Origin of the sequence: Streptomyces sp. NPDC006365 (assembly GCF_042870755.1) — a bacterium.
Taxonomy (GTDB): Bacteria; Actinomycetota; Actinomycetes; order Streptomycetales; family Streptomycetaceae; genus Streptomyces; species Streptomyces xiangluensis.
Genome location: NZ_JBIAHS010000005.1, coordinates 496,590 through 521,600 on the forward strand (window position 1 = coordinate 496,590; position 25,011 = coordinate 521,600).

At 69.7% G+C, this 25,011-nt stretch carries 18 protein-coding genes and 1 pseudogene; 9 read left to right on the top strand and 10 right to left on the bottom strand.

Annotated features, from left to right (window positions below; all coding sequences use genetic code 11):
* Positions 1-51 precede the first annotated feature (51 nt).
* Positions 52-251 (bottom strand): annotated as a pseudogene (locus ACFYO0_RS18305) (aromatic ring-hydroxylating dioxygenase subunit alpha); the annotation flags it as partial.
* A 40-nt stretch (positions 252-291) separates the two neighbouring features.
* Between ACFYO0_RS18305 and ACFYO0_RS18310 the strand changes: the two are divergent.
* On the top strand, positions 292-516 hold the full coding sequence (locus ACFYO0_RS18310) for a hypothetical protein (RefSeq protein WP_388676612.1): 225 nt from the start codon (positions 292-294) through the stop codon (positions 514-516).
* A gap of 38 nt (positions 517-554) precedes the next feature.
* Here the strand turns inward: ACFYO0_RS18310 and ACFYO0_RS18315 are convergent, their stop codons facing one another.
* Positions 555-1,136, bottom strand: a complete 582-nt coding sequence (locus ACFYO0_RS18315) for a hypothetical protein (protein WP_388676512.1) — start codon at positions 1,134-1,136, stop codon at positions 555-557.
* A 376-nt stretch (positions 1,137-1,512) separates the two neighbouring features.
* Here ACFYO0_RS18315 and ACFYO0_RS18320 point away from each other — a divergent pair, with 376 nt between their 5' ends.
* From ACFYO0_RS18320 to ACFYO0_RS18340, 5 genes are read left to right on the top strand one after another with little or no spacing between them, the layout of a single operon-like run.
* Positions 1,513-4,533 (top strand): nitrate- and nitrite sensing domain-containing protein, encoded by a 3,021-nt coding sequence (locus tag ACFYO0_RS18320; protein WP_388676515.1) that lies wholly within the window; start codon positions 1,513-1,515, stop codon positions 4,531-4,533.
* Complete coding sequence (locus ACFYO0_RS18325) at positions 4,530-4,970, top strand: roadblock/LC7 domain-containing protein (RefSeq protein ID WP_388676518.1); 441 nt, start codon at positions 4,530-4,532, stop codon at positions 4,968-4,970. The genes ACFYO0_RS18320 and ACFYO0_RS18325 overlap by 4 nt, the downstream gene beginning before the upstream one ends.
* 9 nt (positions 4,971-4,979) lie before the next feature.
* A complete protein-coding gene (locus ACFYO0_RS18330; RefSeq protein WP_388676520.1) occupies positions 4,980-5,375 on the top strand; it encodes a DUF742 domain-containing protein in 396 nt (131 codons plus the stop codon).
* 24 nt (positions 5,376-5,399) lie between these two features.
* Positions 5,400-9,026, top strand: coding sequence for a hydantoinase B/oxoprolinase family protein (locus tag ACFYO0_RS18335; protein ID WP_388676523.1), 3,627 nt, complete (start codon positions 5,400-5,402; stop codon positions 9,024-9,026).
* The gene (locus ACFYO0_RS18340; protein WP_388676525.1) at positions 9,007-9,612 is read left to right on the top strand and encodes an ATP/GTP-binding protein; all 606 of its coding nucleotides are present in this window, start codon (positions 9,007-9,009) and stop codon (positions 9,610-9,612) included. The genes ACFYO0_RS18335 and ACFYO0_RS18340 overlap by 20 nt, the downstream gene beginning before the upstream one ends.
* A 151-nt stretch (positions 9,613-9,763) precedes the next feature.
* Here the strand turns inward: ACFYO0_RS18340 and glpK are convergent, their stop codons facing one another.
* From glpK to ACFYO0_RS18365, 5 genes are all read right to left on the bottom strand, one after another.
* Positions 9,764-11,275, bottom strand: coding sequence for a glycerol kinase GlpK (glpK, locus tag ACFYO0_RS18345; RefSeq protein WP_388676527.1), 1,512 nt, complete (start codon positions 11,273-11,275; stop codon positions 9,764-9,766).
* Positions 11,276-11,297: 22 nt separating this feature from the next.
* Positions 11,298-12,023 (bottom strand): MIP/aquaporin family protein, encoded by a 726-nt coding sequence (locus tag ACFYO0_RS18350; RefSeq protein WP_386355292.1) that lies wholly within the window; start codon positions 12,021-12,023, stop codon positions 11,298-11,300.
* 457 nt (positions 12,024-12,480) lie between these two features.
* Positions 12,481-14,133, bottom strand: coding sequence for a GGDEF domain-containing protein (locus tag ACFYO0_RS18355; protein ID WP_388676530.1), 1,653 nt, complete (start codon positions 14,131-14,133; stop codon positions 12,481-12,483).
* Positions 14,134-14,257: 124 nt separating this feature from the next.
* Positions 14,258-15,448: a lipid-transfer protein gene (locus ACFYO0_RS18360; protein ID WP_388676533.1), complete on the bottom strand. Its 1,191-nt coding sequence runs from the start codon at positions 15,446-15,448 to the stop codon at positions 14,258-14,260.
* Complete coding sequence (locus ACFYO0_RS18365; RefSeq protein ID WP_388676609.1) at positions 15,445-15,870, bottom strand: Zn-ribbon domain-containing OB-fold protein; 426 nt, start codon at positions 15,868-15,870, stop codon at positions 15,445-15,447. The genes ACFYO0_RS18360 and ACFYO0_RS18365 overlap by 4 nt, the downstream gene beginning before the upstream one ends.
* A 272-nt stretch (positions 15,871-16,142) precedes the next feature.
* Here ACFYO0_RS18365 and ACFYO0_RS18370 point away from each other — a divergent pair, with 272 nt between their 5' ends.
* Positions 16,143-16,679: an NUDIX domain-containing protein gene (locus ACFYO0_RS18370; protein ID WP_388676534.1), complete on the top strand. Its 537-nt coding sequence runs from the start codon at positions 16,143-16,145 to the stop codon at positions 16,677-16,679.
* A 40-nt stretch (positions 16,680-16,719) separates the two neighbouring features.
* On the opposite strand, the gene ACFYO0_RS18375 is transcribed toward ACFYO0_RS18370, so the two are convergent.
* Positions 16,720-19,086 (bottom strand): TIM-barrel domain-containing protein, encoded by a 2,367-nt coding sequence (locus ACFYO0_RS18375; RefSeq protein WP_388676535.1) that lies wholly within the window; start codon positions 19,084-19,086, stop codon positions 16,720-16,722.
* Between the two features lie 212 nt (positions 19,087-19,298).
* Between ACFYO0_RS18375 and ACFYO0_RS18380 the strand changes: the two genes are divergently transcribed.
* Both ACFYO0_RS18380 and ACFYO0_RS18385 read left to right on the top strand, forming a co-directional pair.
* Positions 19,299-21,275: an acetoacetate--CoA ligase gene (locus ACFYO0_RS18380; protein ID WP_388676537.1), complete on the top strand. Its 1,977-nt coding sequence runs from the start codon at positions 19,299-19,301 to the stop codon at positions 21,273-21,275.
* Between the two features lie 122 nt (positions 21,276-21,397).
* Positions 21,398-22,288 (top strand): hypothetical protein, encoded by an 891-nt coding sequence (locus tag ACFYO0_RS18385; RefSeq protein ID WP_388676539.1) that lies wholly within the window; start codon positions 21,398-21,400, stop codon positions 22,286-22,288.
* A 71-nt stretch (positions 22,289-22,359) separates the two neighbouring features.
* Here the strand turns inward: ACFYO0_RS18385 and ptsP are convergent, their stop codons facing one another.
* Positions 22,360-24,030, bottom strand: a complete 1,671-nt coding sequence (gene ptsP / locus ACFYO0_RS18390; protein WP_388676541.1) for a phosphoenolpyruvate--protein phosphotransferase — start codon at positions 24,028-24,030, stop codon at positions 22,360-22,362.
* A gap of 76 nt (positions 24,031-24,106) precedes the next feature.
* Positions 24,107-24,556 carry a PTS glucose transporter subunit IIA gene (locus ACFYO0_RS18395; RefSeq protein WP_388676543.1) on the bottom strand — a complete coding sequence of 150 codons (450 nt, stop codon included), beginning with the start codon at positions 24,554-24,556 and terminating at the stop codon, positions 24,107-24,109.
* Between the last annotated feature and the right edge of the window lie 455 nt (positions 24,557-25,011).

Consider the following 25,011-nt stretch of genomic DNA (forward strand, 5'->3'; position numbering starts at 1 on the left):
GCCGCGTGGGCGCGATCAACGCACGAACGACCCGCAGTCGCCCCACAGGCGTAAGAGATCGATGAAAACGGTGGGGTTGTCCGTGATCGCGTAATAACGGCGGTCCTGGTTCCCCGCGACTGAGGGCGGCTTCGCGAAGCCCTCGCTGCCGTCGACGGTGAACCCCTGACCCCGTCGCCGAACTCGGCGTCGTGGCCCACGTGGTACGTGGTGGCGCATCCGTCGGCGAACTCCGGGAGCGCATCGGCGAGAGCGTGCGCTCCGTGCCCTACTTCTGGTCCGACCAGTACGGTGCGCGCCAGTTCGCGGGGGCGGCGGCTTGCCACCGACATCGTCCGCATCGAAGGAGGCTCGATCGGCGGCGCGCCGGACGAGGGCGGCTTCCTCGCGAGGTACGAGCGCGACGGCCGCACAACGACGGTGCTCTCGTGGAACGCCCGCGCCCCTTCATGGCGGGCCAGGCGCGAACTGGCGCGCGGGGCAAGCGCGGTGGAGGCGGCAGTCGCCTCCCGGTGAGCCGGCCTTGAGTTCCGTACCAGCTCACCGGGAGCTCATCAGGAGTGCGACAACTGCCCCGCGCCGCCCCGACGGCGTATCCGCTCCTTGGCGCGCTCGGACGCCCGCTCCTGGCGCCGTGCCTTGCGGCGCTCACGTCGCAAGGCACGCGCCGTGCTGCTCGGCGTCGACACCACGCCGTTCCGCTGCATCCACACCTGCCGGGTCACCCACACGTCCAGCGCGCCCCACGTGGCAACCACCGTGCTCGCCACACTGCTCAGGACCATGGGGAACGCGAGCCAGGAACCGGCCAGCGTGCCCAGGAAGGCCACCATCGCCTGGATCAGCGTGATGGCGATGATGATGACGGCCCGCACCGCGGACGTACGCACCGGATCGGGCAGCCGTGGTCGGCGCGCGGGCTCCTCGACCCACAACGGCCGGTAGTACGCCCGCTCTTCCTCCTGTTGCTCCTCCTGTGCCGGAATGCCGCGATCCGGCGCCTGTGCCCGGGCATCCCGCTCCGCCACCGCCGTTGCCCCCGCGCTCGGAGGGGGCGCCTCGCGCCGCTCTGCCGTGCCCATCAACTTGTCACTCCCCACCGCCCAGCAGCCCTTCGCTTCGGTGTCACGAGACATCAACACCTCACGGCTGCCCGGCTTGCGCCGTTTTATGCCACCCGGGTGCGGCATGCGGCGCCTGAGCCGATTCCGTCCCCAACTCCCATACAGACAGACGATCGACGCACCGCGAAGATTCCCAACGAGCGGAAAATTTCGGCCAACTGACCAAGTCTCCAGAGAGGTTGGCGTTCGGCGTTCTGTGCCGGAATCGGGGAGGCAATCTCCCCCAATGAACGGACAACTGCGGATGTCTTGTTCCTGTCGCGTCGGCGAAACGGAAGGGGCTCGTCCGGACGGGCCTTCGAGTTCCCTGTGTGTCGGTAGTAGGCTCACGCCGTTTGTTGACGCACATGTGTACCCCCATCCGGAGGGGGTCGAGCTGGGGGAGGCCATGCGCTTTCGCGGGAAGTCCATCCGCCGGAAGATCGTGGCGCTGCTCGTCGTGCCGCTGGTGTCCCTGACAGCGATCTGGGGCTTCGCCACGGTACTCACCGGGCGTGAAGCAGGTGAGCTCTTCGACGCTTCGTCCGTCGTGGAGAAGGTCACCTATCCGACCGAGGACACCGTCCGCGTCCTGCAGCAGGAACGCCGTCAGACCCTCGTCTATCTCGCCGACCCCCGTGCCTCCGATGGGCTCGCCGCACTCCGTCGCAGCCGGGCCGCCACCGACGACGCCATCACCGAGATCCGCAGAAACGCCAAGAACTCCGACGTACGCGACGCGGTGGGCGAGGGCACCGGCGGGCGGCTGACGGCCATGCTGGACTCCTTGGACGGCATCGAGTCGCTGCGCCGCAGCGTCGAAGAGGGCACACTCACCCGGGCCCAGGCCCTGGAGCTCTACAACAACCTCGTCGAGCCCTGCTATGTCGTGCTCTCAAACCTTCATGTGGTCGACGACGTGGAGATGGACAAGCAGTCCCGCGCCCTCGTCAACATCGCCCTCGCGCGCGAACTGCTCTCCCGAGAGGACGCCCTGCTCGGCTCGGCGCTGGTCGTCGGCAGGCTCTCCTCCGACGAAATCCGCGACATCTCCGACCTCGTGGCCCAGCGCGACCTGATGTACGCCAGCAACCTGCCGCTGCTCCCCTCCGCGGAGCGTGATCGCTACGAGCGCTTCTGGAAGAACGCCGCCACCGCTCCGCTGCGGGTGGCCGAACAGGCTGTCATCTCGTCCGAGTCCGGCACGCCCCGTGGCGTCACCGCGAAGAGCTGGGACACCGAGGCCGGCAACGTCCTCGACGAGCTGGGCACCCTCAACGACGAGGCGAGCGACCGCTACCAGGACCGCGTCCGCCCAATTGCCGTCGACGTCATCGTCAAGGCGGCCATCGCCGGCGTCCTCGGCCTGATCGCCCTGCTGGTCTCGCTCTTCCTGTCCGTACGCATCGGCCGCGGTCTCATCCGCGACCTGCGCGGGCTGCGCCTGGAGGCCCACGAGGCATCCGGCGTGCGGCTGCCCAGCGTGATGCGTCGGCTCTCCGCGGGCGAACAGGTCGACGTGGAGACCGAGGTGCCGCGTCTGGAGTACGACAGGAACGAGATCGGCGAGGTCGGCCAGGCCCTCAACACCCTCCAGCGCGCCGCGGTCGAGGCCGCCGTCAAGCAGGCCGAACTGCGCGACGGCGTTTCCGAGGTCTTTGTGAACCTCGCCCGCCGCAGCCAGGTCCTGCTGCACAAGCAGCTCACCCTGCTCGACAGCATGGAGCGCAGGACCGAGGACACCGACGAACTCGCCGATCTCTTCCGCCTCGACCATCTGACCACCCGCATGCGCCGCCACGCCGAGGGCCTGGTGATTCTCTCCGGCGCGGCCCCCTCCCGGCAGTGGCGCAAGCCCATCCAGCTGATGGACGTCGTCCGCGCCGCCGTCGCCGAGGTCGAGGACTACGAACGGATCGAGGTACGCCGACTGCCACGCCTGGCCGTCACCGGTCCCGCGGTCGCCGACCTTACCCACCTCGTGGCCGAACTCCTGGAGAACGCCACGGTGTTCTCGCCCCCGCACACAGCAGTCCAGGTGTACGGCGAACGAGTCGCCAACGGCTTCACGCTGGAGATCCACGACCGCGGTCTGGGTATGGCCCCGGAAGCGCTCCTCGACGCCAACCTGCGGCTCGCCGAGACCCCGGAGTTCGAGCTGTCGGACACCGACCGACTCGGGCTGTTCGTGGTCAGCCGCCTCGCCCAGCGGCAGAACGTACGCGTCTCCTTGCAGCCGTCCCCGTACGGCGGGACCACCGCCGTGGTGTTCATCCCCGACGCGTTGCTCACGGAGGACGTGCCCGACACCAACGGCGTGGGCTTCCGGCTCGACCGGGCGCTCGCGCCGAAGGAGGGCGACGAGAACCGCAAGGCCGCGCTCTCCCAGGTACCGGTCCAGCTTCCGGGCCTGCCGGCCTCCATTCTGGACGGGCCCATCGAGCTGGAGTCTCCCGTCGACCTGGACGCCCTCGACGACTTCCCGGGCGGCCTCGACGACGAGGACAGCGAGCGTGGCGGCATCTTCCGTCCGCGCCGCTCCATCGCCGGTGTTCCAGTGGAACAGCACCAGCAGGCACGCGAGGCCCCGGGCGAGTCGGCTCGCCCGGGCGATGGCGACCACCCCGGCGAACCCGTGCCGCTCCCGCGCCGCAGGGCCCCGAAACTCGTCAGCTCCCACGGCCGCCCCGTCACCCAGACGAAGCCACGGCGCGCTGAGCCGTCGGAACGCGCGGACGCCGAGGAGTCGACGCAAGCGGCGGAATCGGCTGAGGGGGCGCCCGGACGACCGGGCGCACTGGAGGAACTGCCGAAGCGCACGCGCGCCGCCAAAGCTGATCGGCTGCCGTCACGTCGGGAACCGGCGAATCCGCCGTCAACCCGCCAGGGCGAGCCCGACGCGGGCACCGAGCCTGCGGATGGCGGGGCCGGGCTCGGCCGGACACCGGACCGCGACACCGAGCCCACGGGCAGCATCCGGCCGGCCGGCCGCGGCTCTGAACCGGGAGACAGCCGCCTCGATGCCGGTGAGGCGTCAACCCATGGACTCGAACGCACCGAAGCCTCGGCCCGAGGCGGTGAGCCCGGCGACGCCGCGCCCCTCCCCAAGCGGGCGTCGCGTCGCGGCACCGCGCCGGGCGGCAACCGCACCGGCGCCCCGCCCTCAGGCGGCGGCACCGGTCCGCTGCCCCGACGCGTACGGCAGGCCAATCTGGCCCCGCAGCTGAAGGACGGACCCGACCGGCGCGCCGAGCGCGACGCGACCCGCGACGGGAACGGCGCGGAGGCCACCGAGCGTGACGCCGACCAGGTACGCAACCGCATGGCCTCGCTCCAGCGCGGCTGGCAGCGCGGCCGTGAGGAGAACGCCGCGGGCGACGGGGCCCAGGGCGGCACAGCACAAGGAACGACAAAGGGGGACGGTCGATGACCGCACCGAAGGACGCCGGCCACATCAGGACCAACAAGGTGTCCGGCGAACTCAACTGGCTCCTCGACGACCTGGTGGACCGCGTCGCCAGCATCCGTAAGGCACTCGTGCTCTCCAGCGACGGTCTGCCCACCGGGGTCTCCGAGGGCCTGACCAGGGAGGACAGCGAGCACCTCGCCGCCGTCGCCTCCGGATTCCACAGCCTCGCCAAGGGCGTCGGCCGCCACTTCGAGGCGGGCAGTGTCCGGCAGACGATCGTCGAGCTCGACGACGCGTTCCTGTTCGTCACGGCCGCAGGTGACGGCAGCTGTCTCGCCGTCCTCTCGGACGCCGACTCGGATGTCGGGCAGGTCGCGTACGAGATGACGCTGCTGGTCAAGAGGGTCGGCGCACATCTGGCACAGGCTCCGCGCACCGATCTGCCCGCAGGCGGGTAGTGGGATGGCATGAGCGGAGACGGTCAGGGGATGTCCCACTGGTTCGACGACGAGGCCGGACCGGTGGTCCGTCCGTATGCCATGACACGCGGCCGCACGACCAGCCCGGCCCAGCATCGCCTCGACCTGATCGCGGTGGTCGTGACGGAACCGCATGCCGACGACCCGGGGGCGGACCAGACGATGTCCCCGGAGCACGAGGACATCGTCGACCTCTGTCGCGACGCGCCGCAGTCGGTCGCCGAACTCGCCGCCGAACTCGACCTCCCCATTGGAGTGGTACGTGTCCTCATAGGAGATCTCGTGGCTGACGAAATGGTCCATGTGACGCGTCCGGTACCCCCCGCCGAGCTGCCGGACGAGAGTATTCTGCGCGACGTGATCAATGGGCTCCGGGCGCTCTGAGCAGCGCGGAAGCGGGGAACAGACGTGACAGGCTGGCAGTTCTGGGTCGACCGAGGCGGCACCTTCACCGACATCGTCGCGCGTCGCCCCGACGGCCGCCTGCTCACGCACAAGCTCCTCTCCGACAACCCGGCGCGATACGCCGACGCCGCCGTCGCGGGCGTACGGGAACTCCTCCGCGACGACGGCCCCATCGACGCCGTCCGCATGGGCACCACCGTCGCCACGAACGCCCTTCTGGAGCGCAAGGGCGAGCGCACCCTCCTCGTCGTCACACGCGGTTTCCGGGACGCGCTGCGCATCGCATACCAGAACCGCCCGCGGATCTTCGCCCGCGCGATCGAACTGCCCGAGCTGCTCTACGAACGGGTGGTCGAGGTCGACGAGCGCATCGCCGCCGACGGAACCGTCCTGCGCGCCCCCGACCTGGACGCCCTCGCCGGGCCGCTCCAGGAGGCGTACGACGACGGAATCCACGCCCTGGCCGTCGTCTGTATGCACAGCCACCTCCATCCCTTCCACGAGCAGGCCATCGGCGGGCTGGCCGCGCGTATCGGCTTTCCGCAGATCTCGCTGTCCAGCGAGGTCAGCCCGCTGATGAAGCTCGTCCCGCGCGGGGACACGGCCGTCGTCGACGCCTACCTCTCGCCCGTGCTGCGCCGCTACGTCCAGCACGTCGCCGATGAACTGCGGGGCGTGCGGCTGATGTTCATGCAGTCCAACGGAGGGCTCGCCGAGGCCGGACAGTTCCGCGGCAAGGACGCCATCCTGTCCGGGCCGGCGGGCGGCATCGTCGGCATGGCGCGGATGTCGCAGCTCGCCGGCTTCGACCGTGTCATCGGGTTCGACATGGGCGGCACGTCCACGGACGTCTCGCACTTCGCGGGCGAGTACGAACGCGTCTTCACCACCCAGATCGCCGGCGTACGGCTGCGCGCGCCCATGCTGGACATCCACACCGTCGCGGCGGGCGGCGGCTCCGTGCTCCACTTCGACGGCTCCCGCTACCGGGTAGGGCCGGACTCGGCGGGCGCGGACCCGGGGCCCGCCTGCTACCGGAACGGCGGCCCGCTCACCGTCACCGACGCCAATGTGGCCCTCGGCCGCATCCAACCCGACCACTTCCCCAGGGTCTTCGGCCCAGGCGGCGACCAGCCGCTCGACGACGCGCTGGTCCGCGACCGGTTCGCCGCCCTCGCGCACGAGATCCGGGAAACCACCGGCGACGACCGCACCCCCGAGCAGGTCGCCGAGGGGTACCTCCAGATCGCGGTCGCCAACATCGCCAACGCCGTCAAGCGGATCTCGGTCCAGAAGGGCCACGACGTCACCCGCTATGCGCTCACCACCTTCGGTGGCGCCGGCGGGCAGCACGCCTGCATGGTCGCCGACTCGCTCGGCATCCGCACCGTCCTCGTGCCGCCCATGGCCGGTGTGCTCTCCGCGCTCGGCATCGGGCTCGCCGACACGACAGCCATGCGCGAACAATCCGTCGAGGCGCCCCTTGAGGCGTCCTCGATGCCCGGTGTCCTGAAGACCGCGGACGACCTGGAGGGAGCTGCCCGCGCCGAACTCCTCGCCGAGGACGTCCCCGAGGACCGCATCCGGGTCACCCGCCGGGCCCAGCTGCGCTATGACGGCACGGACACGGCACTCGTCGTCGAGCTCACCGCGCCCGACACCATGACCCGCACCTTCGAAGACCGTCATCGCGCCACCTACTCCTTCACCCTCGACCGTCCGGTCGTCGTGGAAGCCCTCTCCGTGGAAGCCACCGGCCTCACCGACCCCCCCGATCTCTCCGCCCTCGCCAGCCCCAGCTCGGCCCCCGGCACCCCCGAGACCGTCAGCCTCCACACGGGCGGCGCCCGGCGCGACGTACCCCTGCACCGTCGCGAGGAACTGCCCCCCGGTGAAACCGTCACCGGCCCCGCGATCATCACCGAAGCCAGCGCGACGACCGTCGTCGACGACGGCTGGCAGGCGGCCATGTCGGACGACGGGCATCTGATCATGGAACGCGCGGCGGTCACGGAGAGTTCCGATCTCGGTACGGAAGCCGACCCGGTTCTCCTCGAGGTCTTCAACAACCTCTTCATGTCGATCGCCGAACAGATGGGCGCCCGCCTGGAGTCCACCGCCCAGTCGGTCAACATCAAGGAGCGCCTGGACTTCTCCTGCGCGCTCTTCGACCCCGAAGGCAACCTGGTCGCCAACGCCCCTCATATCCCTGTGCACTTGGGATCGATGGGCACCAGCGTCAAGGAGGTCATCCGCCGCCGGGGCTCAGGGATGCGCCCCGGGGACGCCTACGCCGTCAATGACCCGTACCACGGCGGCACCCACCTCCCCGACGTCACGGTGGTCACTCCGGTCTTCGACACGGAGGGTGACCGGATTCTCTTCTACGTCGCCTCGCGCGGCCACCATGCCGAGATCGGCGGCATCGCGCCCGGCTCGATGCCCGCGAACAGCCGCGTCATCGAGGAGGAGGGCGTCCTCTTCGACAACTGGCTGCTCGTGGAAGGCGGCCGTCTCCGCGAGGCAGAGACACGACGGCTCCTCACCGAGGCGCCCTACCCCTCGCGCAACCCGAAGACCAACCTCGCCGACCTGCGCGCCCAGATCGCCGCCAACCAGAAGGGCGTCGACGAAGTCGCCCGCATGATCGAGAACTTCGGCCTCGACGTCGTCCAGGCGTACATGAAGCACGTCCAGGACAACGCCGAGGAATCCGTACGCCGTGTCATCGACGCCCTTGAAGACGGTGAGTTCACCTACGAGACCGACGCCGGTGCCGTCATCCGCGTGCGCATCTCCGTGGACCGCGAAACTCGCTCCGCCACCGTCGACTTCACCGGTACGTCGCCGCAGCTCGACACCAACTTCAACGCACCCTTCTCGGTGGTCAACGCCGCCGTCCTGTACGTCTTCCGCACCCTGGTCGCCGACGACATCCCGCTCAACGACGGCTGTCTGCGGCCCCTGGACATCATCGTGCCCCCGGGCTCGATGCTCGCCCCCGAACCCCCGGCCGCCGTAGTCGCCGGCAACGTCGAGACCTCTCAGGCCATCACGGGTGCCCTCTACGGAGCCCTCGGAGTGCAGGCGGAGGGTTCCGGCACCATGAACAACGTCACTTTCGGCAACGAACGCCACCAGTACTACGAGACCGTGGCCTCCGGATCAGGCGCCGGCGAAGGTTTCCCCGGCGCATCCGTCGTCCAGACCCACATGACCAACTCGCGGCTCACGGACCCCGAGGTGCTCGAGTGGCGACTGCCCGTCCAACTCGACGAGTTCGCCGTACGATGCGACAGCGGCGGGGCCGGACGGTGGCGCGGCGGAGACGGCGCCGTACGCCGCATCCGGTTCCACGAGCCCATGACCGTCTCCACGCTCTCCCAGCACCGCAGGGTCCCGCCCTACGGCATGGCGGGCGGCGAGCCCGGAGCACTGGGTGCCAACCGCGTGGAACGCGCGGACGGTACGGTCACCGAACTCGGCGGAAGCGACGCGGCGGATGTCGGCCCCGGCGACGTACTGGTCATCGAAACCCCCGGGGGCGGCGGTTACGGTCAACCCCCCGCCCCATCCCCGTACGACACCACTGAAGCAGGAGAAGAGAACGATGATCTTCGGGCGTTCTGAGCGCGGCAAGGCCCCCGTCGAGCCCGTCACGCTCAAGATCCTCGTGGCGGGCGGCTTCGGCGTGGGCAAGACGACAATGGTCGGCGCGGTCAGCGAGATCAAGCCGCTGCGGACCGAGGAAGTGCTCACCGAGGCCGGCCGGCCGGTCGACGACACCAGCGGTGTGGAGGGCAAGCACACCACCACGGTCGCCATGGACTTCGGCCGCATCACACTCCGCGAGGACCTGGTCCTGTACCTCTTCGGGACGCCCGGACAGGACCGTTTCTGGTTCCTGTGGGACGAGCTCTCCACCGGCGCCCTGGGGGCCGTCGTACTCGCCGACACCCGCCGCCTGGAGGACTGCTTCGCCGCGGTCGACTACTTCGAGCGGCGCTCCATACCCTTCCTGGTGGGCGTCAACTGCTTCGAGGACGCCGCCCGTTACCCCACCGAAGACGTCCGCCAGGCCCTCGACCTCGACCCCGATGTGCCCGTCGTGCTGTGCGACGCGCGTGACCGGGAGTCCGTCAAGGAGGTCCTCATCGGCGTCGTCCAGCACGCCATGGCGTACGCGGCCGAGCGCCGCCAGACCGTCACCAGCTGAATCGCTCGTTCCTTACCCGGCCCGCCACGCGTACGGCCCGTACCCCCGCCGACTGGGGTACGGGCCGTAGTCCTGGGTCACGACACGCGTGACGCATGCGCGCGTGCACCCCGAAAACGCCGCACGCGCGCGTGCACCGCGAAAACGAGCGCTAGCTGGGATCGTCCTCGTGCCAGCCGAAGCTCTTCTCCACCGCCTTGCGCCAGTTGTGATACTCGCGATCGCGCACCGAGTCCTCCATCGACGGGGTCCACTCGACGTCCTTCTGCCAGTGCGACTTCAGCGTGTCGAGATCGTTCCACACACCGGTCGCGAGGCCCGCCGCGTAAGCGGCGCCCAGGCAGGTCGTTTCGGAGACCTTCGGACGGATCACCGGTACCCCGAGCACATCCGCCTGGTGCTGCATCAGGAGGTTGTTCTTGGTCATGCCGCCGTCCACCTTCAGGGTCGTGATGTGCACCCCGGAGTCCTGGTACATGGCGTCGACGACCTCTCGGGTCTGCCAGCTCGTCGCTTCGAGCACCGCGCGCGCGAGGTGCCCCTTCGTGACGTACCGCGTGAGACCGGTGACGACCCCGCGCGCGTCGGAGCGCCAGTAGGGGGCGAACAGGCCGGAGAACGCGGGCACGATGTACGCCCCGCCGTTGTCGTCGACACTCGACGCCAGCGTCTCGATCTCGTCCGCCGTACGGATGATGCCGAGCTGGTCGCGGAACCACTGGACCAGGGCGCCGGTGATCGCGATCGATCCCTCCAGGCAGTACACGGGCGCCTCGGAGCCGATTTTGTAGCCCATGGTGGTGAGCAGCCCGCTCTTCGAAGGAACCGGCCGGTTCCCGGTGTTGAGCAGCAGGAAACTGCCGGTGCCATAGGTGTTCTTGGCCGTGCCCACGTCGTAGCAGGCCTGCCCGAAGACCGCCGCCTGCTGGTCGCCGAGCGCCGAGGCGACCGGCACCCCGCCGAGTTGGCCCACAGCGGTCCCGTACACCTCGGCGGAGGACTTGATCTCCGGAAGCATCGCTTCGGGGACGTTCATCGCGGAGAGGATCGAGGCGTCCCACTGAAGGGTTTCGAGGTTCATCAGCATGGTGCGCCCGGCGTTGGTCACGTCGGTGACATGACGGCCGCCGTCCGTGCCGCCGGTGAGGTTCCAGATCAGCCAGGAGTCGATCGTGCCGAAGGCGATCTCGCCCCGCTCGGCGCGGGCACGCAGCCCCGGCACGTTGTCCAGCAGCCAGGCCGCCTTCGGCCCGGAGAAGTAGCTGGCCAGCGGCAGGCCGGTCTGCTCGCGGAAGCGGTCCTGCCCGTCCGAGCCGCCCAGCTCGTTGCAGAGCGCGGAGGTACGGGTGTCCTGCCAGACGATCGCGTTGTGCACGGGCTTGCCCGTGGCGCGGTCCCAAAGGACCGTCGTCTCCCGTTGGTTGGTGATCCCCAGCGCGCTGAGCTGGTCTGCGCGGAGACCGGCCTTCGCGATCGCCCCCGCCACCACGGCCTGCACCTTCGACCAGATCTCGGTGGCGTCGTGCTCCACCCAGCCCGGCTTCGGGAAGATCTGACGGTGCTCGCGCTGGTCGACGGCGACGATCGCGCCGGCTTCGTTGAAGATGATGCAGCGGCTCGAAGTGGTGCCCTGGTCGATTGCGGCGACGAACTTGTCTGTCATGACGTCCCCTTCGTCGGATTCTTCAGAAGGCTGCGTTGAAGATGAGCCCCGAGAGCGCCCCGCCGATCAGCGGCCCCACCACCGGGATCCACGCGTAACTCCAGTCCGAGGTGCCCTTGTTGGGTATCGGGAGCAGGGCGTGGGTAATGCGCGGGCCCAGGTCACGGGCCGGATTGATGGCGTATCCGGTGGGACCACCGAGCGACAGGCCGATGCCGACCACCAGGAAGGAGACGATCAGAATCGCGGTGCCGGACTCGCCGAGACCCTTGGTCAGGCCGAAGGCCAGGATCGGCAGAACCAGAGCGATGGTGGCGATGATCTCGGTGATGAGGTTCGCCATGGGATTGCGGATCGCGGGTGCCGTGGAGAAGATCCCGAGCGTCGGTTGCGCCTTCTTCTCCTCGGCGTTGGCCTGGAACTGGGCGAGGTAGACCAGCCAGCACAGGACGGCGCCGAGGATCGCGCCGATCATCTGTCCGGCGACGTAGAGGTGGACCTTGTCCCAGTTCCCGGTGTCGATGGCGATGCCAAGTGTCACCGCCGGGTTGAGATGCCCGCCGGACAGCGGTGCCGCGGTGTACGCCCCGGCCATCACACCGAAGCCCCAGCCGAACGCGATGACGACCCAGCCCGCGTCCTTCGCTTTGGAGTCGTTCAGTACAACGGCGGCGACGACTCCGGCGCCGAAGAGAATCAGAATCGCTGTGCCGATGATCTCACCGACGAAGATGTCTCCATTGCTCATGGCGGCTCCTAGGCCCTCGCCCGGGGCGGTCGGCCCCGGGCCACCGTGCAGGGTGCGTTCCCATGGCTACTTCAGCCGAAGGCAGGGAGAGTCCCGCGCCCCGCCCGGCGTCCGTGACGAGCGTGCCGTGGCAGCCGAATCGCCCATGGGGGATGACCCGTTGGCGCAGGCGAGGGCCCGCGCAGCGCAGTGCGTGAATACGCCGGAATGCGGCGACGCCGACTGACATCCGGAAGTGTTCACCGGAGGTTAAGGACCGTCAAGGTCGCGGGCGGCAACGGTTCTGGCCCGCGAAGATGCTTGAACCGGGAGGGCCGCGTTCCGCAACGGCTGTGCGGAGGTCCCCCACTCTCGGCTTCGCTCGAGCGGGGTGGACGCCCATCGCGGCGGAGCCGCATACGTCACTGCCCCGCGCCCCTTACGGGGCGCGAAACCGCACCGGGTTCGCGAAGGCCGCTCAGGCCAGGCTCGGCCCGCCCGCCCCGCATCCCGCCTGCGCGGGCGCCGCCCCCGAGCCCCGGCGGATCTCGTGGCCGGGCAGGCCGGCGTGGCCCAGCACCCAGCTTGCGCCCCGCAGGGACTTCGCGGCCTGTTTGAGCGGCGCCAGACACGTGGCCGCCTGACGGTGGTCGGTCACGCTTCCCGGGGAGCACAGCACCGTGGCCAGGGACAGCGTGACGGCGAGACCACCGGCCGACCACGGCGTGTCCAGCACCGACATGGCCAGCGGATCGAGCCCCTCCGGATCCGTCAGTACGAGAAAGTCGTCACCGCCGATGTGCCCCACGCGCGTGGCCCCGTACGCCGCCGCCTGCAGCGCTCGCCCCACCGCGCGGATCAGTTCGTCGCCCGCCGCGAACCCCGCACTGTCGTTGACTTGCTTGAAGCCGTCGACATCCAACCAGCTCAGAGCGAAGATCCGCCCGTCAGTGATCCGCCGGTCCACCTCTGTGGTGATCGTGTCCGAACCGGGCAGCCGCGTCAGCGGGTTAAGCCCGGCCGCCTCCTCGACGCGGCTCTCGGCCAGCGCCCGTACCAGATCGGCCAGTCGTACGACCCCCACGCACCGCCCGAGCCGGTCGACGACCGCGACGTCGTCGGACGTACGGTCCCGGCCCCCGTCCGCCACCACGTCGAGGACCTCCCACGCGGTTGCGTCCACACCGACCGTACGCGGTGGATCGCCGAGCTTGGCGGCCGGCCGGTCGGCGTACAGCGCATGCCCGTAGCGGCCCGACAGCGACAGCAGGAACCGGGAACGGTGCACCGACCTCACCGGAACCCCGGCCGCGTCCACGAGCAGCACCCCGGACACCTCCGGCGACCCGGTCAGCAGCGCCCGCACCTGTCCTGCCGACGCGCCTGCGGGCAAGAGCGCCGCAGGGCGTACGAACTGCCGCACCGACGGCCCGTACGGAGGCGTCGCCGCCGTGGCGTGGGAGAGCGTCGGAACGTATACGTCCGCTGCCGGACGGCGTGTCGGGGGACCGAACAGCTCGCCCTGCGCCAGCTGCGCGCCTGCCGACAGGGCCGCCGCACACTGCTGTTCGGTCTCGACGCCCTCGATCGACAGCAGTGCGCCAAGCTGCTCGCACAGGGTCCGCATCGCCCGCACGACCGCGGGCCGCGTCAGCAGGGAAGCGTCGAGCTTGACCAGGTCGGGCGCGAGATCCGCGAGCACTCGAAGAGGTACGTCGCCGTCGCCGATGCCGTCCGCGCAGACCCGGAAGCCCTCGCCGCGCAGCGTCGTGACCGCCTCGATGAGCGCTCTGTGCGGCACGTGGGTGAAGGGCGGGCCGACGTCGACTGTCACTTCCCACGGCATGCGCCCGGCCTCGCGTACGGCCTCCCTGAGCGCGGCGAGCCCTCCGAGGTCGGCGAGGGTGCCTGCGAACACGTTGACGTGGAGCGGGAGCAGCGTCTCCTGACGGGCGGCCGACCGGATCGCCAACGCGGCCAGCCGGCCGTCGAGTTCGGGATCGCGGCGGGCCTGTGCGAGGACGTCACCGGCCTCCGGGCGGGCGAGTATCTCCAGCGCCGCGACCCCTCCCGTCGTCAGGTTGACGATCGGCTGGAAGGCGAAGCGGAGAGTATCCGTCCAGGAGCGCACGAAAGCATGATGACTCTTCCGGCATGCGCCCGAGCCCAGTTCACGAGCTGTTCACGCAGGATTCCGGACCGATCACTCAGCGTACGGAAAGCCACTTCAGGTCCCCCGTACGGGCACCCTGCCCTCACCGGACGGCTATCACGGACGACCCGTGGCCGAACAGCCCCTGGTTCGCGGTGATCCCCACCCGCGCGCCCGCCACTTGCCGTTCGCCCGCCGAACCGCGCAACTGCCAGGTGAGTTCGCAGACTTGGGCGATGGCCTGCGCCGGAACGGCTTCCCCGAAAGAGGCTAGTCCGCCGCTGGGGTTCACGGGTATTCGACCGCCGGGCGCCGTCGCGCCCTCCCGCAGCAGCTTGGCCGCCTCGCCCTCGCCGCACAGCCCCAGGTCCTCGTACCACTGCAACTCCAGGGCCGTGGACAGGTCGTAGACCTCGGCGAGCGACAGGTCCTCCGGGCCGATGCCCGCCTCCTCGTACGCCACCCGCGCGATCGACGCGCGGAACGTCTCGGGCGGCGGCTCCACCGCGACCGCGGAGTCCGTAGCGATGTCCGGCAGATCGAGCACCGTGTTGGGGAAGCGTGGTGTCACGGTGGACACCGCGCGGATGCGCACCGGATCCGCGGCTCCATGGCGCCGCGCGAACTCCATGCTGGACAGCACGAGCGCCGCGGCCCCGTCCGAGGTGGCGCAGATGTCGAGCAGCCGCAGTGGATCGGCGACGACGGCCGAGGCGGCGACCTCCTCGGCGGTGACCCGCTTGCGGTACCGCGCGTTCGGATTCAGCGCTCCCAGGGCGGCGTTCTTCACCTTGACCTGCGCGAAGTCCTCCAACGTGTCGCCGTGCACGGCCATCCGCCGCCGCGCGTACAGCCCGAAGTACGTCGGGTTCGTCGCTCCCAGGACCCGGAAGCGCAGCCAGTCCGGATCGTCGGGCCGGTTCCCGCCCGCGGGCCGGAAGAACCCCTTCGGAGCCGCGTCCGCACCCACCACCAGGACCACGTCGGCGAGACCCGAAAGGATCTGCGCCCGCGCCGTGTTGACGGCCTGCGCCCCCGACGCGCACGCCGCGTACACACTCGCCACCCGGGCGCCCTGCCAGCCCAGCGCCTTCGCGAACGTCGCCCCCGCCACGTACCCCGGATAGCCGCCACGGACCGTGTCCGCGCCGACGATCGAGCCCACGTCCCGCCAGTCGACCCCCGCGTCGGCCAGTGCTGCGCGCGCCGCCGCAACCCCGTACTCGACGAAACCCCGTCCCCATTTGCCCCAGGGGTGCATGCCCGCGCCGAGCACCGCCACCTCACCCGTCATGCCCCCACCCCCGTCGGTCGCCAGTGCCACGTCGTCCAGGTCGTCTCCGCGTCCTCGTTCAGCACGCCCGGGACGACCTCCACCTCCATGCCCACCGTCAGATCGGCGACGGTGACCCCGGGAACCGTCTGTCCGAGCACCACGATCCGCTCGGATTCCAGCTCCACAGCGATCAACGCGTAGGGCTCCCATTCGAGTTCCGGGTCGGACACGTACGGTGACGGTGGCCGATACCGGCTGTCGGTGTACGACCAGACACGGCCTCTCCGGGACAGCGGGACCTCTGCCAGCTCTCCGCCTGGGCAGCCCGGGTTGCGGCAGAAGGCGTCCTCGCGGGGAAAGAACACCGATGCGCAAGCCGAGCAACAGGTGCCCAGAAGTCGGAAGTCGTCTCCCTCGCCGGTGAACCAGCCGGGGACCACGGGTGTGCGGTTGGGGGTGGGGATGCGGGACAAGATCCCTCCAGTGCTGCGTATCTGACGACTCGTCAGAAGTGTGGCACGGGGCACGCCGCTTGGGCAGGGCGTCAGCGGACACGTCTCTGCGTCAGGAGAACCGCTCTGGCCCTCCCGGGCGTCGGTGTATCGGTAGGGGCGGCCGGGGCCCACGGGGGTGGTTCCGGCCGTCTCTCGTCTCCTCGCACAGAGACGGCCCTCCGGAGGCGCCCATGTGATGATCGGCTACAGTCCCCGGCGTGTCCCCGTCACAGAACCCGCCCGCCGACTCCGCGCCGGACTCCCACTGTTCGAGCTGCGGCGCGCCCTACGGAGAGGGCGTCTCCGGCTGGCCCCGCACCTGCGCCTCCTGTGGCGCCGTGGCCTACCGCAATCCGCTGCCCGTCGCGGTGGCCCTTCAGCCCGTGTACGACACCAAGGGCACCGCCCTGGTCGTCATCACCCGATCCATCGCCCCCGCGCGCGGGGGCACCGCTCTGCCCGGAGGGTTCATCGACCACCGGGAGGACTGGCGGCACGCCGTCGTTCGCGAGCTCAAGGAAGAAACGCGCATCGACGCGGCGAGCCGCGACGTACGGCTCGCCGACGCGATGAGTTCTCCCGACGGCCACCTCCTGCTCTTCGGCCTGCTCCCTGAGCGCCCGGCCGCCACATTGCCGCCCCCTTCTGCCACGGACGAGACCGAGGGCTGGCACCTGCTCCGCACGGCGACCCAACTCGCCTTCCCGCTGCACACCATGGCGGCGCGGGCGTTCTTCGAGGGCCGGTACATCTGACGCGTCGTCCAGGACACCTGGTGCACCGCTCAGGAGTGCGTCACAGGGTCCCCAGCCCGCGGACCCGCACAGGGTGTGACGGTTCGCTCGGGCCGTCCTCCCCGTCCCGCTCGACGACCACGCGCTTTCCTTCCCAGCGCGTCACATACCGCTCGATCTCAGGCTCGTCCCATCCGTCACCCGTGTCCGGCACCACGAGCCCGCCTCCGGTATGTCCAGGGGCGGGCGGCCACACCTCCAGCTCCAGACCGCCGTCGCTGCCGTGTACGGGCACGACGGCACCCGCGCGCGCGAGCACCGGAATCCGCGACAAGGGGGCATCGAGCAGCACCTGAGCGGGCCCCTCGTAGCACTCCTCGGTCACCGTGTCGTACCAGCACCCCCGCGGCAACTGCACCGCACGCCGGTCCGTTCCCGGGTCCAGCACCGGCGCCACCAGGAGGCCGTCGCCGAGCAGGAAGGTGTCGTCGCAGTCGCGCAGCACTCTGTCCTCGGGCGCGCCCCACCACACCGGCCGCACATACGGCGCCCCCGTACGGTGCGCCAGATGCGCCAGCGTCAGGAAATACGGCAGCAGCCGCCGCCGCTCGACGAGCGCCACGCGCGCGTGATCGAGGATCTCGTCGCCGAACTCCCAGGGTTCTCTGCGCCCGGCCCGCAGACTCGCGTGGGTACGGAACAGCGGTAGATACGCGCCGAGTTGGAACCAGCGCAGATACAGCTCGGGCGACGGACTGCCGTCGAACCCGCCCACATCAGGGCCCGAATAGGGCACCCCGCACAGCCCGAGCCCCACGACCAGCGACAACGACGCCCGCAGCCCTGGCCAGCCCGTGGCCACGTCCCCGGACCAGGTCCCTCCGTAGCGCTGCATTCCGGCCCACCCGGAGCGCGAGAACATGAACGGCCGCTCCCCGGGCGTCAGTTCACGCAGCCCTTCGTAACCGGCCCGCGCCATGCAGAGCGCGTACACGTTGTGCGCCTCACGATGGTCGCCGCCGCGTCCCTCCAGGTCGTGCCGTGCCGAACGGGGCAGGGTGTTCTCCCCGAAGGCCGTGAACGACACCGGCTCGTTCATGTCATGCCAGAAGCCCGCGAAACCCTGCGCCAGCCGCTCCTCGTAGAGCTTGCCCCACCACTGGCGCACCCGCGCGCGCGTGAAGTCCGGATACACCGACTCGCCGGGCCAGACCACACCGCGCACCGGCCTCCTCGCGGAGTCCCCCACGAAGGCGTCCACCGCGGACCCGCTGTCGTACACAGCGTTGCCCGGTTCGGCCTTGACCGCCGGATCCACGATCGACACCAGTCGGATCCCGTCCCGGCGCAGTTCCTTGGCGAGCATCGGAAGCTTCGGGAAGCGCTCCCGGTCGACCGTGAACACCTGGTGCGCGTCGAAGTGGTCGATGTCCAGATGAACCGCGTCCAGCGGCAGACCGCGCTCCAGATAGCCGGCCACGATCCGCCGCACCTCCTGCTCGCTGCCGAAGCCCCACCGCGCGTGGTGGTGCCCCAGCGCCCACGTGGGCGGCAGCGCGGCGGCCCCGGTGAGCGATGTCCAGGTGCGCAGCACGCGCGCGGGGGTGCCCACCATCACCCAGCAGCGCAGCGGCCCGCCGTCCATCCGCAGCTCACTCGTCCCGGCCCGGTCGTGTCCGGATCCCGCGCCCTCCTCGCCCTCGCGCAAGGTCACGGTGCCGTCCCAGGTGCTGTCGTGGAACACGAGATGCGTGGCGGCGTCGGCCACCACCATCTGCACCGGCATGGTGATGTACAGCGGGTCGTCGCCCGGACCGAAGGAGAGGCCGGGATCGGTGTTCCACATCCGGTACGTGCCGTCGCGCAGCCGCGGTCCCGACGCGCGCCCGCCCAGGCCGAAGAACCGTGCGTCCGCGGCCACTTCGGACCGCTGCATCCAACGCGCCTGGCCCCCGCCGACCGGTTCCCACCACCGGGGGGGCAGATCGCGGCGCAGGGTCACCCCGCCCGGCGTACGTACCTCCACGGCGCCGTTCCGCGAGACGACGACCGTCACGCGCTCGGACACCACCCGCCAGGCGCCGTCCTTCTCCGGCTCCAGAACCGCTCGCAGGTCCGGCTTGGGAGAGTCGCCCGCGAGCGCGTACGACGGCTCGGGTCCGGCCCCGTCCCAGCCCCAGAAGACGGCTCCGTTCACGGCGACGGTGATCCGCAGTTCCGACCGGGTGAACCGGACCAGTCCGCCGCCGGGCCCCGGCTCCACGTCCAGTAAGGGCCCGGGCACCCGCGCACGCTCGGCACCACGGGGTGCAAGCCCGGAGGCGTCGGCGCGCTTCCTGCGCCACGCGGCCCGCACGGTTCGCCACCCCTGGGCCGCCCCCGTCGAACCGACTGTCTTCACCGAGCGCACCAGGTCACGAGCGTCCATGCTGCTCAGCCTGCCATTGACCTGTCCACGTGTGTGAGTCGTTCAACTGCCGTTCACCCATGACGGGGCCACATCTTCACGACCCGGACCATCCGTGGCGCGCCCTGGTGCAGAAGTCGATCACATGGCATCGTCCGTGTCAGCCACGTGACGCGCACACCCCAGCCCGTGCGTGATACACGTATACGACGCGCACAGTCCGGGAGCCGCCCATGTCCTCAGCGAACCCCACACCGCTCTGGCAACCCGACCGGGAACGCATCGCCCGGGCACAGATCACCAAGTTCCAGGCCTGGGCGGCCGAGCACCACGGAGCCCCGGCCGAAGGCGGCTACGCGGCCCTGCACCGCTGGTCCGTGGACGAGCTGGACACCTTCTGGAAGGCCGTCACCGACTGGTTCGACGTACGGTTTTCGACCCCCTACGCGCGTGTGCTCGGCGACCGCTCGATGCCGGGTGCCCAGTGGTTCCCCGGGGCCACGCTCAACTACGCCGAGCACGCCCTGCGCGCGGCCGAGGCCCGCGCCGACGCCCCGGCCCTCCTCCACGTCGACGAAACCCACGAGCCGCGCCCGGTCAGCTGGTCCGAACTGCGCCGCCAGGTCGGCTCCCTGGCAGCCGAGCTGCGCACCCTCGGCGTAAGCCCCGGGGACCGCGTCAGCGGCTACCTCCCGAATATTCCGCAGGCCGTCGTCGCCCTCCTCGCCACGGCCGCAGTCGGCGGCGTCTGGACGTCCTGCGCGCCCGACTTCGGCGCCCGCAGCGTCCTCGACCGCTTCCAGCAGGTCGAACCGGTCGTCCTGTTCACCGTCGACGGTTACCGCTACGGCGGCAAGGAGCACGACCGCCGCGACACCGTCGCCGAGCTGCGCCGCGAACTGCCCACGCTGCGCGCCGTGGTCCATGTCCCGCTGCTCGGCACCGAGGCTCCCGAAGGCGCTCTGGAGTGGTCCGCGCTCACCTCCGCGGACGTGGAGCCCGTCTTCGAAGCGGTCCCCTTCGACCATCCCCTGTGGGTGCTCTACTCCTCCGGCACGACCGGCCTCCCGAAGGCCATCGTGCAGTCCCAGGGCGGCATCCTCGTCGAGCACCTCAAACAGCTCGGCCTGCACTGCGACATGGGCCCCGAGGACCGCTTCTTCTGGTACACCTCCACCGGCTGGATGATGTGGAACTTCCTCGTCTCCGGCCTCCTGACGGGCACCACGATCGTTCTGTACGACGGAAGCCCCGGCTACCCGGGCACAGCCGCCCAGTGGCGCATCGCCGAACGCACAGGAGCCACGCTCTTCGGCACCTCTGCCGCATACGTCATGGCCTGCCGCAAGGCGGACGTTCACCCCTCCCGCGACTTCGACCTCTCCCGTGTGCAGTGCGTCGCCACCACCGGCTCGCCCCTGCCGCCCGACGGATTCCGCTGGCTGCACGACGAGTTCGCGGAGAGCGGGGCCGACCTGTGGATCGCCTCCGTCAGCGGCGGCACCGACGTCTGCTCCTGCTTCGCAGGCTGCGTACCCACGCTCCCTGTGTACATCGGCGAACTCCAGGCACCGTGCCTCGGCACCGACCTTCAGTCCTGGGACCCCAGCGGCAAACCCCTGACCGACGAAGTCGGCGAGCTGGTCGTCACCAACCCGATGCCGTCCATGCCCATCCGCTTCTGGAATGACCCCGACGGCAGCCGCTACCACGACAGTTACTTCGACGTGTACCCCGGAGCCTGGCGCCACGGAGACTGGATCACCGTCACCTCACGCGGCTCGGTGATCATCCACGGCCGCTCGGACTCCACGCTCAACCGCCAAGGTGTGCGCATGGGTTCGGCCGACATCTACGAAGCCGTCGAACGCCTCCCCGAGATCCGCGAATCCCTCGTCATCGGCGTCGAACAGCCCGACGGCGGATACTGGATGCCCCTGTTCGTCCACCTTGCGCCGGGCGCCGCACTCGACGAAGCCCTCCGCGGGCGCATCAAGCAGACCATCCGCGAACAACTCTCGCCCCGCCATGTCCCTGACGAGGTCATCGAGGTGCCCGGCATTCCACACACCCTCACCGGCAAGCGCATCGAGGTCCCGGTCAAGCGCCTGCTGCAGGGCGCTCCCCTCGAAAAGGCCGTCAACGTCGGTTCGGTGGACAGTGTGGAGCTGCTTCGCTTCTATCAGGACCTGGCTCGCAAACGCACCTGATCACGATGCTGACCTGCTCGTTTATCGCACAAGCGCGTCCGTGCCCCCCTCGCACGACGGCCGTTGTCAGTGCCGCCGATTACGGTGAGTGAGCATTGATCGACTGTACTCAGGGGGAGAAAATGGCGCACATCCAGCAGCAAAGCATGCGACGCGTCCTGCGCCGCGAAATCGCCGGCACCATCGGCCTGCTGACCGACGAACAGGACTTCACGGCGATGCGGCGCTATCGCACGTTCACCTTCACCGACCACGCGAGCTACCTCCAGCAGGTGGAAGCCCTGCTCAGGACACTCGCCTCCCAAGGCGGCCACACCACAGTGGCACTCTTCGACCCCGAGGAGTATGCGGAGTTCTGCGCCGAGCACGGCCTGGAACCCGACGCCCCGACCAGCCGCACCCGCTTCACAGCAGAACTCGCCTCGACGGGCGCCACCCTCCCGTACGAGGGACAGCCCTTCGCCGAGCTTGTCCCGAACCTCGTCGACGAGGCCGTCCGACAAGCCACGTGGGAGTACGCGACCACGCTCCTGTCCCGCATCGGCAGCTGCGCGTCCTGCGGCGAGGACATCGGCCGTGCGGCCTTCATCCGAGCCTCTGACCTGCTCGTGCGCATCCTCGAAAGCACAGGCCCCGGCGAGCGCCACCTCGTGTGCAGTGTCTCGACCTCACCAGAAACACTCATCGCCGTCCTCCATGCCGACGACGACGAGGAGGGCACACCCCAGCTCGACGAGGCCGAGGCCCTCGAATTCACCACCGTCCTGGCCGTCGGAATCGCCACCCAGAGCGCCGGAGGCCTGGTCATGCGCACCAGCGCCGGCGACAGGACCGACCGCGTCTTCGGCTGGCGCCTGCGCGGCGAAGGCCTGGAACCGCTGACCGCCGGAGAGGTCTTCGACGCCTACTGCACCGACATCGAATCCGGCGACCTCGTCTCCCCGGAGTCGGGCGTCGACTACTGCGTGCCACCGGACCTGGGGGACGGCCCTACGACGGCGCACACGCACTGAACGCGCGAGGGGTGCCCCAGCTCAGCCGGGGCACCCCTCGATCACCGCACTGGTCAACGGCGCGGTCCGACCTACTCGCCGGACAGCACCGCCTGAGCCGCCGTGCGCGCCTCTTCGGCGCTGTCCGAGGCGCGTGCCGCCGCTGCGGCGCGCTCGCACTGCGCCAGCGTGTACTTGGCCAGCGTCGCCCGGACGTACGGAATCGACGCCGCACCCATGGAAAGGGAGGTGACTCCCAGACCGGTCAGCACACAAGCGAGCAGCGGGTCCGACGCGGCCTCGCCGCAGACACCACAGCTCTTGCCCTCGGCCTTCGCCGCCTCGGCGGACAGCGCGACCAGGTCGAGCAGCGCGGGCTGCCACGGGTCCTGAAGACGGGACACCGCGCCCACCTGACGGTCGGCGGCGAAGGTGTACTGCGCGAGATCATTGGTCCCCAGCGACAGGAACTCGACCTCCTGCAGGATCGACCGCGCCCGCAGAGCGGCCGACGGAATCTCGACCATGGCACCGAACTTCGCCTGCAGCCCGGCATCGCGGCACGCATCCGCGAACGCCTTGGCGTCGATACGGTCCGCGACCATCGGCGCCATCACCTCGAGATAGACCGGCAGCCCCTCGGAAGCCTTCGCGAGCGCCGTCAGCTGCGTACGCAGCACCTCCGGGTGATCGAGCAGCGTCCGCAGACCACGCACGCCCAGTGCCGGGTTCGGCTCGTCGGCCGGCGTCAGGAAGTCGAGCGGCTTGTCGGCACCCGCATCGAGCACACGCACCACGACACGACCCTCGGGGAAGGCCTCAAGGACCTTGCGGTACGCCTCTATTTGCTTGCCCTCCGACGGCGCACTCTTGCTGTCGTCAAGGAAGAGGAACTCGGTACGGAACAGACCGACACCCTCCGCACCGGCCGCGACCGCCGCCGGCACATCCGCGGGACCACCGACATTGGCCAGCAGCGGCACCTTGTGCCCGTCCGAGGTGGCTCCGGGCCCGGTCGACGCGGCAAGCGCCGCCTTGCGCTCGGCGGCCGCGGCCTCCATGGCGGCCTTCTTCCCGGCACTCGGGTTCACGAAGATCTCACCGGTGCTGCCGTCCACCGCGATCATTGTTCCCTCGGCGAGCTCACCCGCTCCCGGCAACGCGACCACGGCGGGCACACCGAGCGCCCGCGCCAGAATCGCGCTGTGGCTGGTGGGCCCGCCCTCCTCGGTGACGAAACCGAGGACCAGAGCCGGATCCAGCAGGGCAGTGTCAGCAGGCGCAAGGTCTCGAGCAATGAGGACGTACGGCTCGTCACTGTCCGGGACGCCCGGCATCGGAACACCGAGCAGTCGGGCGACGATACGGTTCCGCACGTCGTCGAGGTCCGCCACACGACCGGCCAGGTACTCACCAGCACCCGCCAGCAGAGCGCGATACGCCGCGAACGCGTCGTACACCGCGCGTTCAGCCGTGCTCCCGACAGCGATGCGCCGCTCGACATCGGCCATGAGCTCCGGGTCCTGAGCCATCATGGCCTGGGCCTCGAGCACCGCCTGGGCTTCGCCGCCCGCCAGATTGCCGCGCGCCATCAGATCGGCCGCCACGGCTTCCACGGCCTTACGGGCGCGCCCCTGTTCGCGCTCCGCGTCCTCCGACGGAATCTGCTTGGCAGGCGGCTCGAGAACCGCCGTCCCCATGTGCCGAACCTCGCCGATCGCCACACCGTGGCTTACGCCGACCCCTTGCAGCGTTGTCTCCATGTCACCTGTCTCCAGTAGAGCGGCGGGTCCCGCCACCGCGGTGGTCGTCCTGCCTGTCGTTCATGACCGCACCAAGTCAGTGCCAGCTGAAGAGAGCGTCGCCAGCCTTCACGTCGCCGTCAACGTTGAGGTCGGAGAGGGACTCGGCCGCAGCTTCAAGCGCCACGATGGGGCACACCGGGGACTTGCCGGCCGCCTCGACGGCAACCGGGTTCCAGCGGACCATGGCCTGACCGCGCTGTACGGTGTCACCCTTGTTGATCAGCAGCTCGAAGCCTTCGCCGTTCATCTGGACAGTGTCGATACCGAGGTGTGTGAGCACACCGTGTCCCTGCTCGTCGACTACGACGAAGGCGTGCGGATGCAGCGAGACAACAACGCCGTCGATGGGGGCGACAGCCTCGGAGGGCTCGCGCACGGGGTCGATCGCAGTGCCGGGCCCAACCATCGCTCCGGAGAAGACGGGATCAGGTACGGCTGCGAGCCCGATGGCACGTCCTGCAAGCGGGGACGTCACGGTGGTCATAGGGAGCCTCCCAGGGGTGGAGATTCATATGGGCCGTCACTGCCTGTACCGGACGGCGCGCTGTTCAGCAGCGTAAGTCATGAGAAGTCCCGGTCCGCCGGAGAGGTCTCGGTTGGCGACCGTAGGGCACAGCACAAACGATTTGCGCCTGCTCTGGAGCCCGCTGTAGAGTCGTACACCTGCTTGAGGCGGGCGACGCGACAAGCGTCGTTGCCTGGCAGCACCCAAACTTGTCGGATCTTATCGCGAGGCCCGGTTCTGCATGCCCGCAGTACCATGGTCAGTGAGACGGTAGAACCCTGATAGAGTTTGGAAACACCGAAGGGAAGCCCGGAGGAAAGCCACGAGATCTGGTATCTCGGGTGAGTACAAAGGAAGCGTCCGTTCCTTGAGAACTCAACAGCGTGCCAAAAATCAACGCCAGATATGTTGATACCCCGTCTCCGGCCATTCGG

Coding starts and splice junctions, on each gene's coding strand:
- ACFYO0_RS18380 (WP_388676537.1), top strand. CDS start 19,299: ATGTCCTCAGCGAACCCCACACCGCTCTGGCAACCCGACCGGGAACGC.
- ACFYO0_RS18395 (WP_388676543.1), bottom strand. CDS start 24,556: ATGACCACCGTGACGTCCCCGCTTGCAGGACGTGCCATCGGGCTCGCA.
- ACFYO0_RS18340 (WP_388676525.1), top strand. CDS start 9,007: ATGATCTTCGGGCGTTCTGAGCGCGGCAAGGCCCCCGTCGAGCCCGTC.
- ACFYO0_RS18375 (WP_388676535.1), bottom strand. CDS start 19,086: ATGGACGCTCGTGACCTGGTGCGCTCGGTGAAGACAGTCGGTTCGACG.
- ACFYO0_RS18360 (WP_388676533.1), bottom strand. CDS start 15,448: ATGACGGGTGAGGTGGCGGTGCTCGGCGCGGGCATGCACCCCTGGGGC.
- glpK (WP_388676527.1), bottom strand. CDS start 11,275: ATGACAGACAAGTTCGTCGCCGCAATCGACCAGGGCACCACTTCGAGC.
- ACFYO0_RS18350 (WP_386355292.1), bottom strand. CDS start 12,023: ATGAGCAATGGAGACATCTTCGTCGGTGAGATCATCGGCACAGCGATT.
- ptsP (WP_388676541.1), bottom strand. CDS start 24,030: ATGGAGACAACGCTGCAAGGGGTCGGCGTAAGCCACGGTGTGGCGATC.
- ACFYO0_RS18385 (WP_388676539.1), top strand. CDS start 21,398: ATGGCGCACATCCAGCAGCAAAGCATGCGACGCGTCCTGCGCCGCGAA.
- ACFYO0_RS18315 (WP_388676512.1), bottom strand. CDS start 1,136: ATGTCTCGTGACACCGAAGCGAAGGGCTGCTGGGCGGTGGGGAGTGAC.
- ACFYO0_RS18325 (WP_388676518.1), top strand. CDS start 4,530: ATGACCGCACCGAAGGACGCCGGCCACATCAGGACCAACAAGGTGTCC.
- ACFYO0_RS18320 (WP_388676515.1), top strand. CDS start 1,513: ATGCGCTTTCGCGGGAAGTCCATCCGCCGGAAGATCGTGGCGCTGCTC.
- ACFYO0_RS18330 (WP_388676520.1), top strand. CDS start 4,980: ATGAGCGGAGACGGTCAGGGGATGTCCCACTGGTTCGACGACGAGGCC.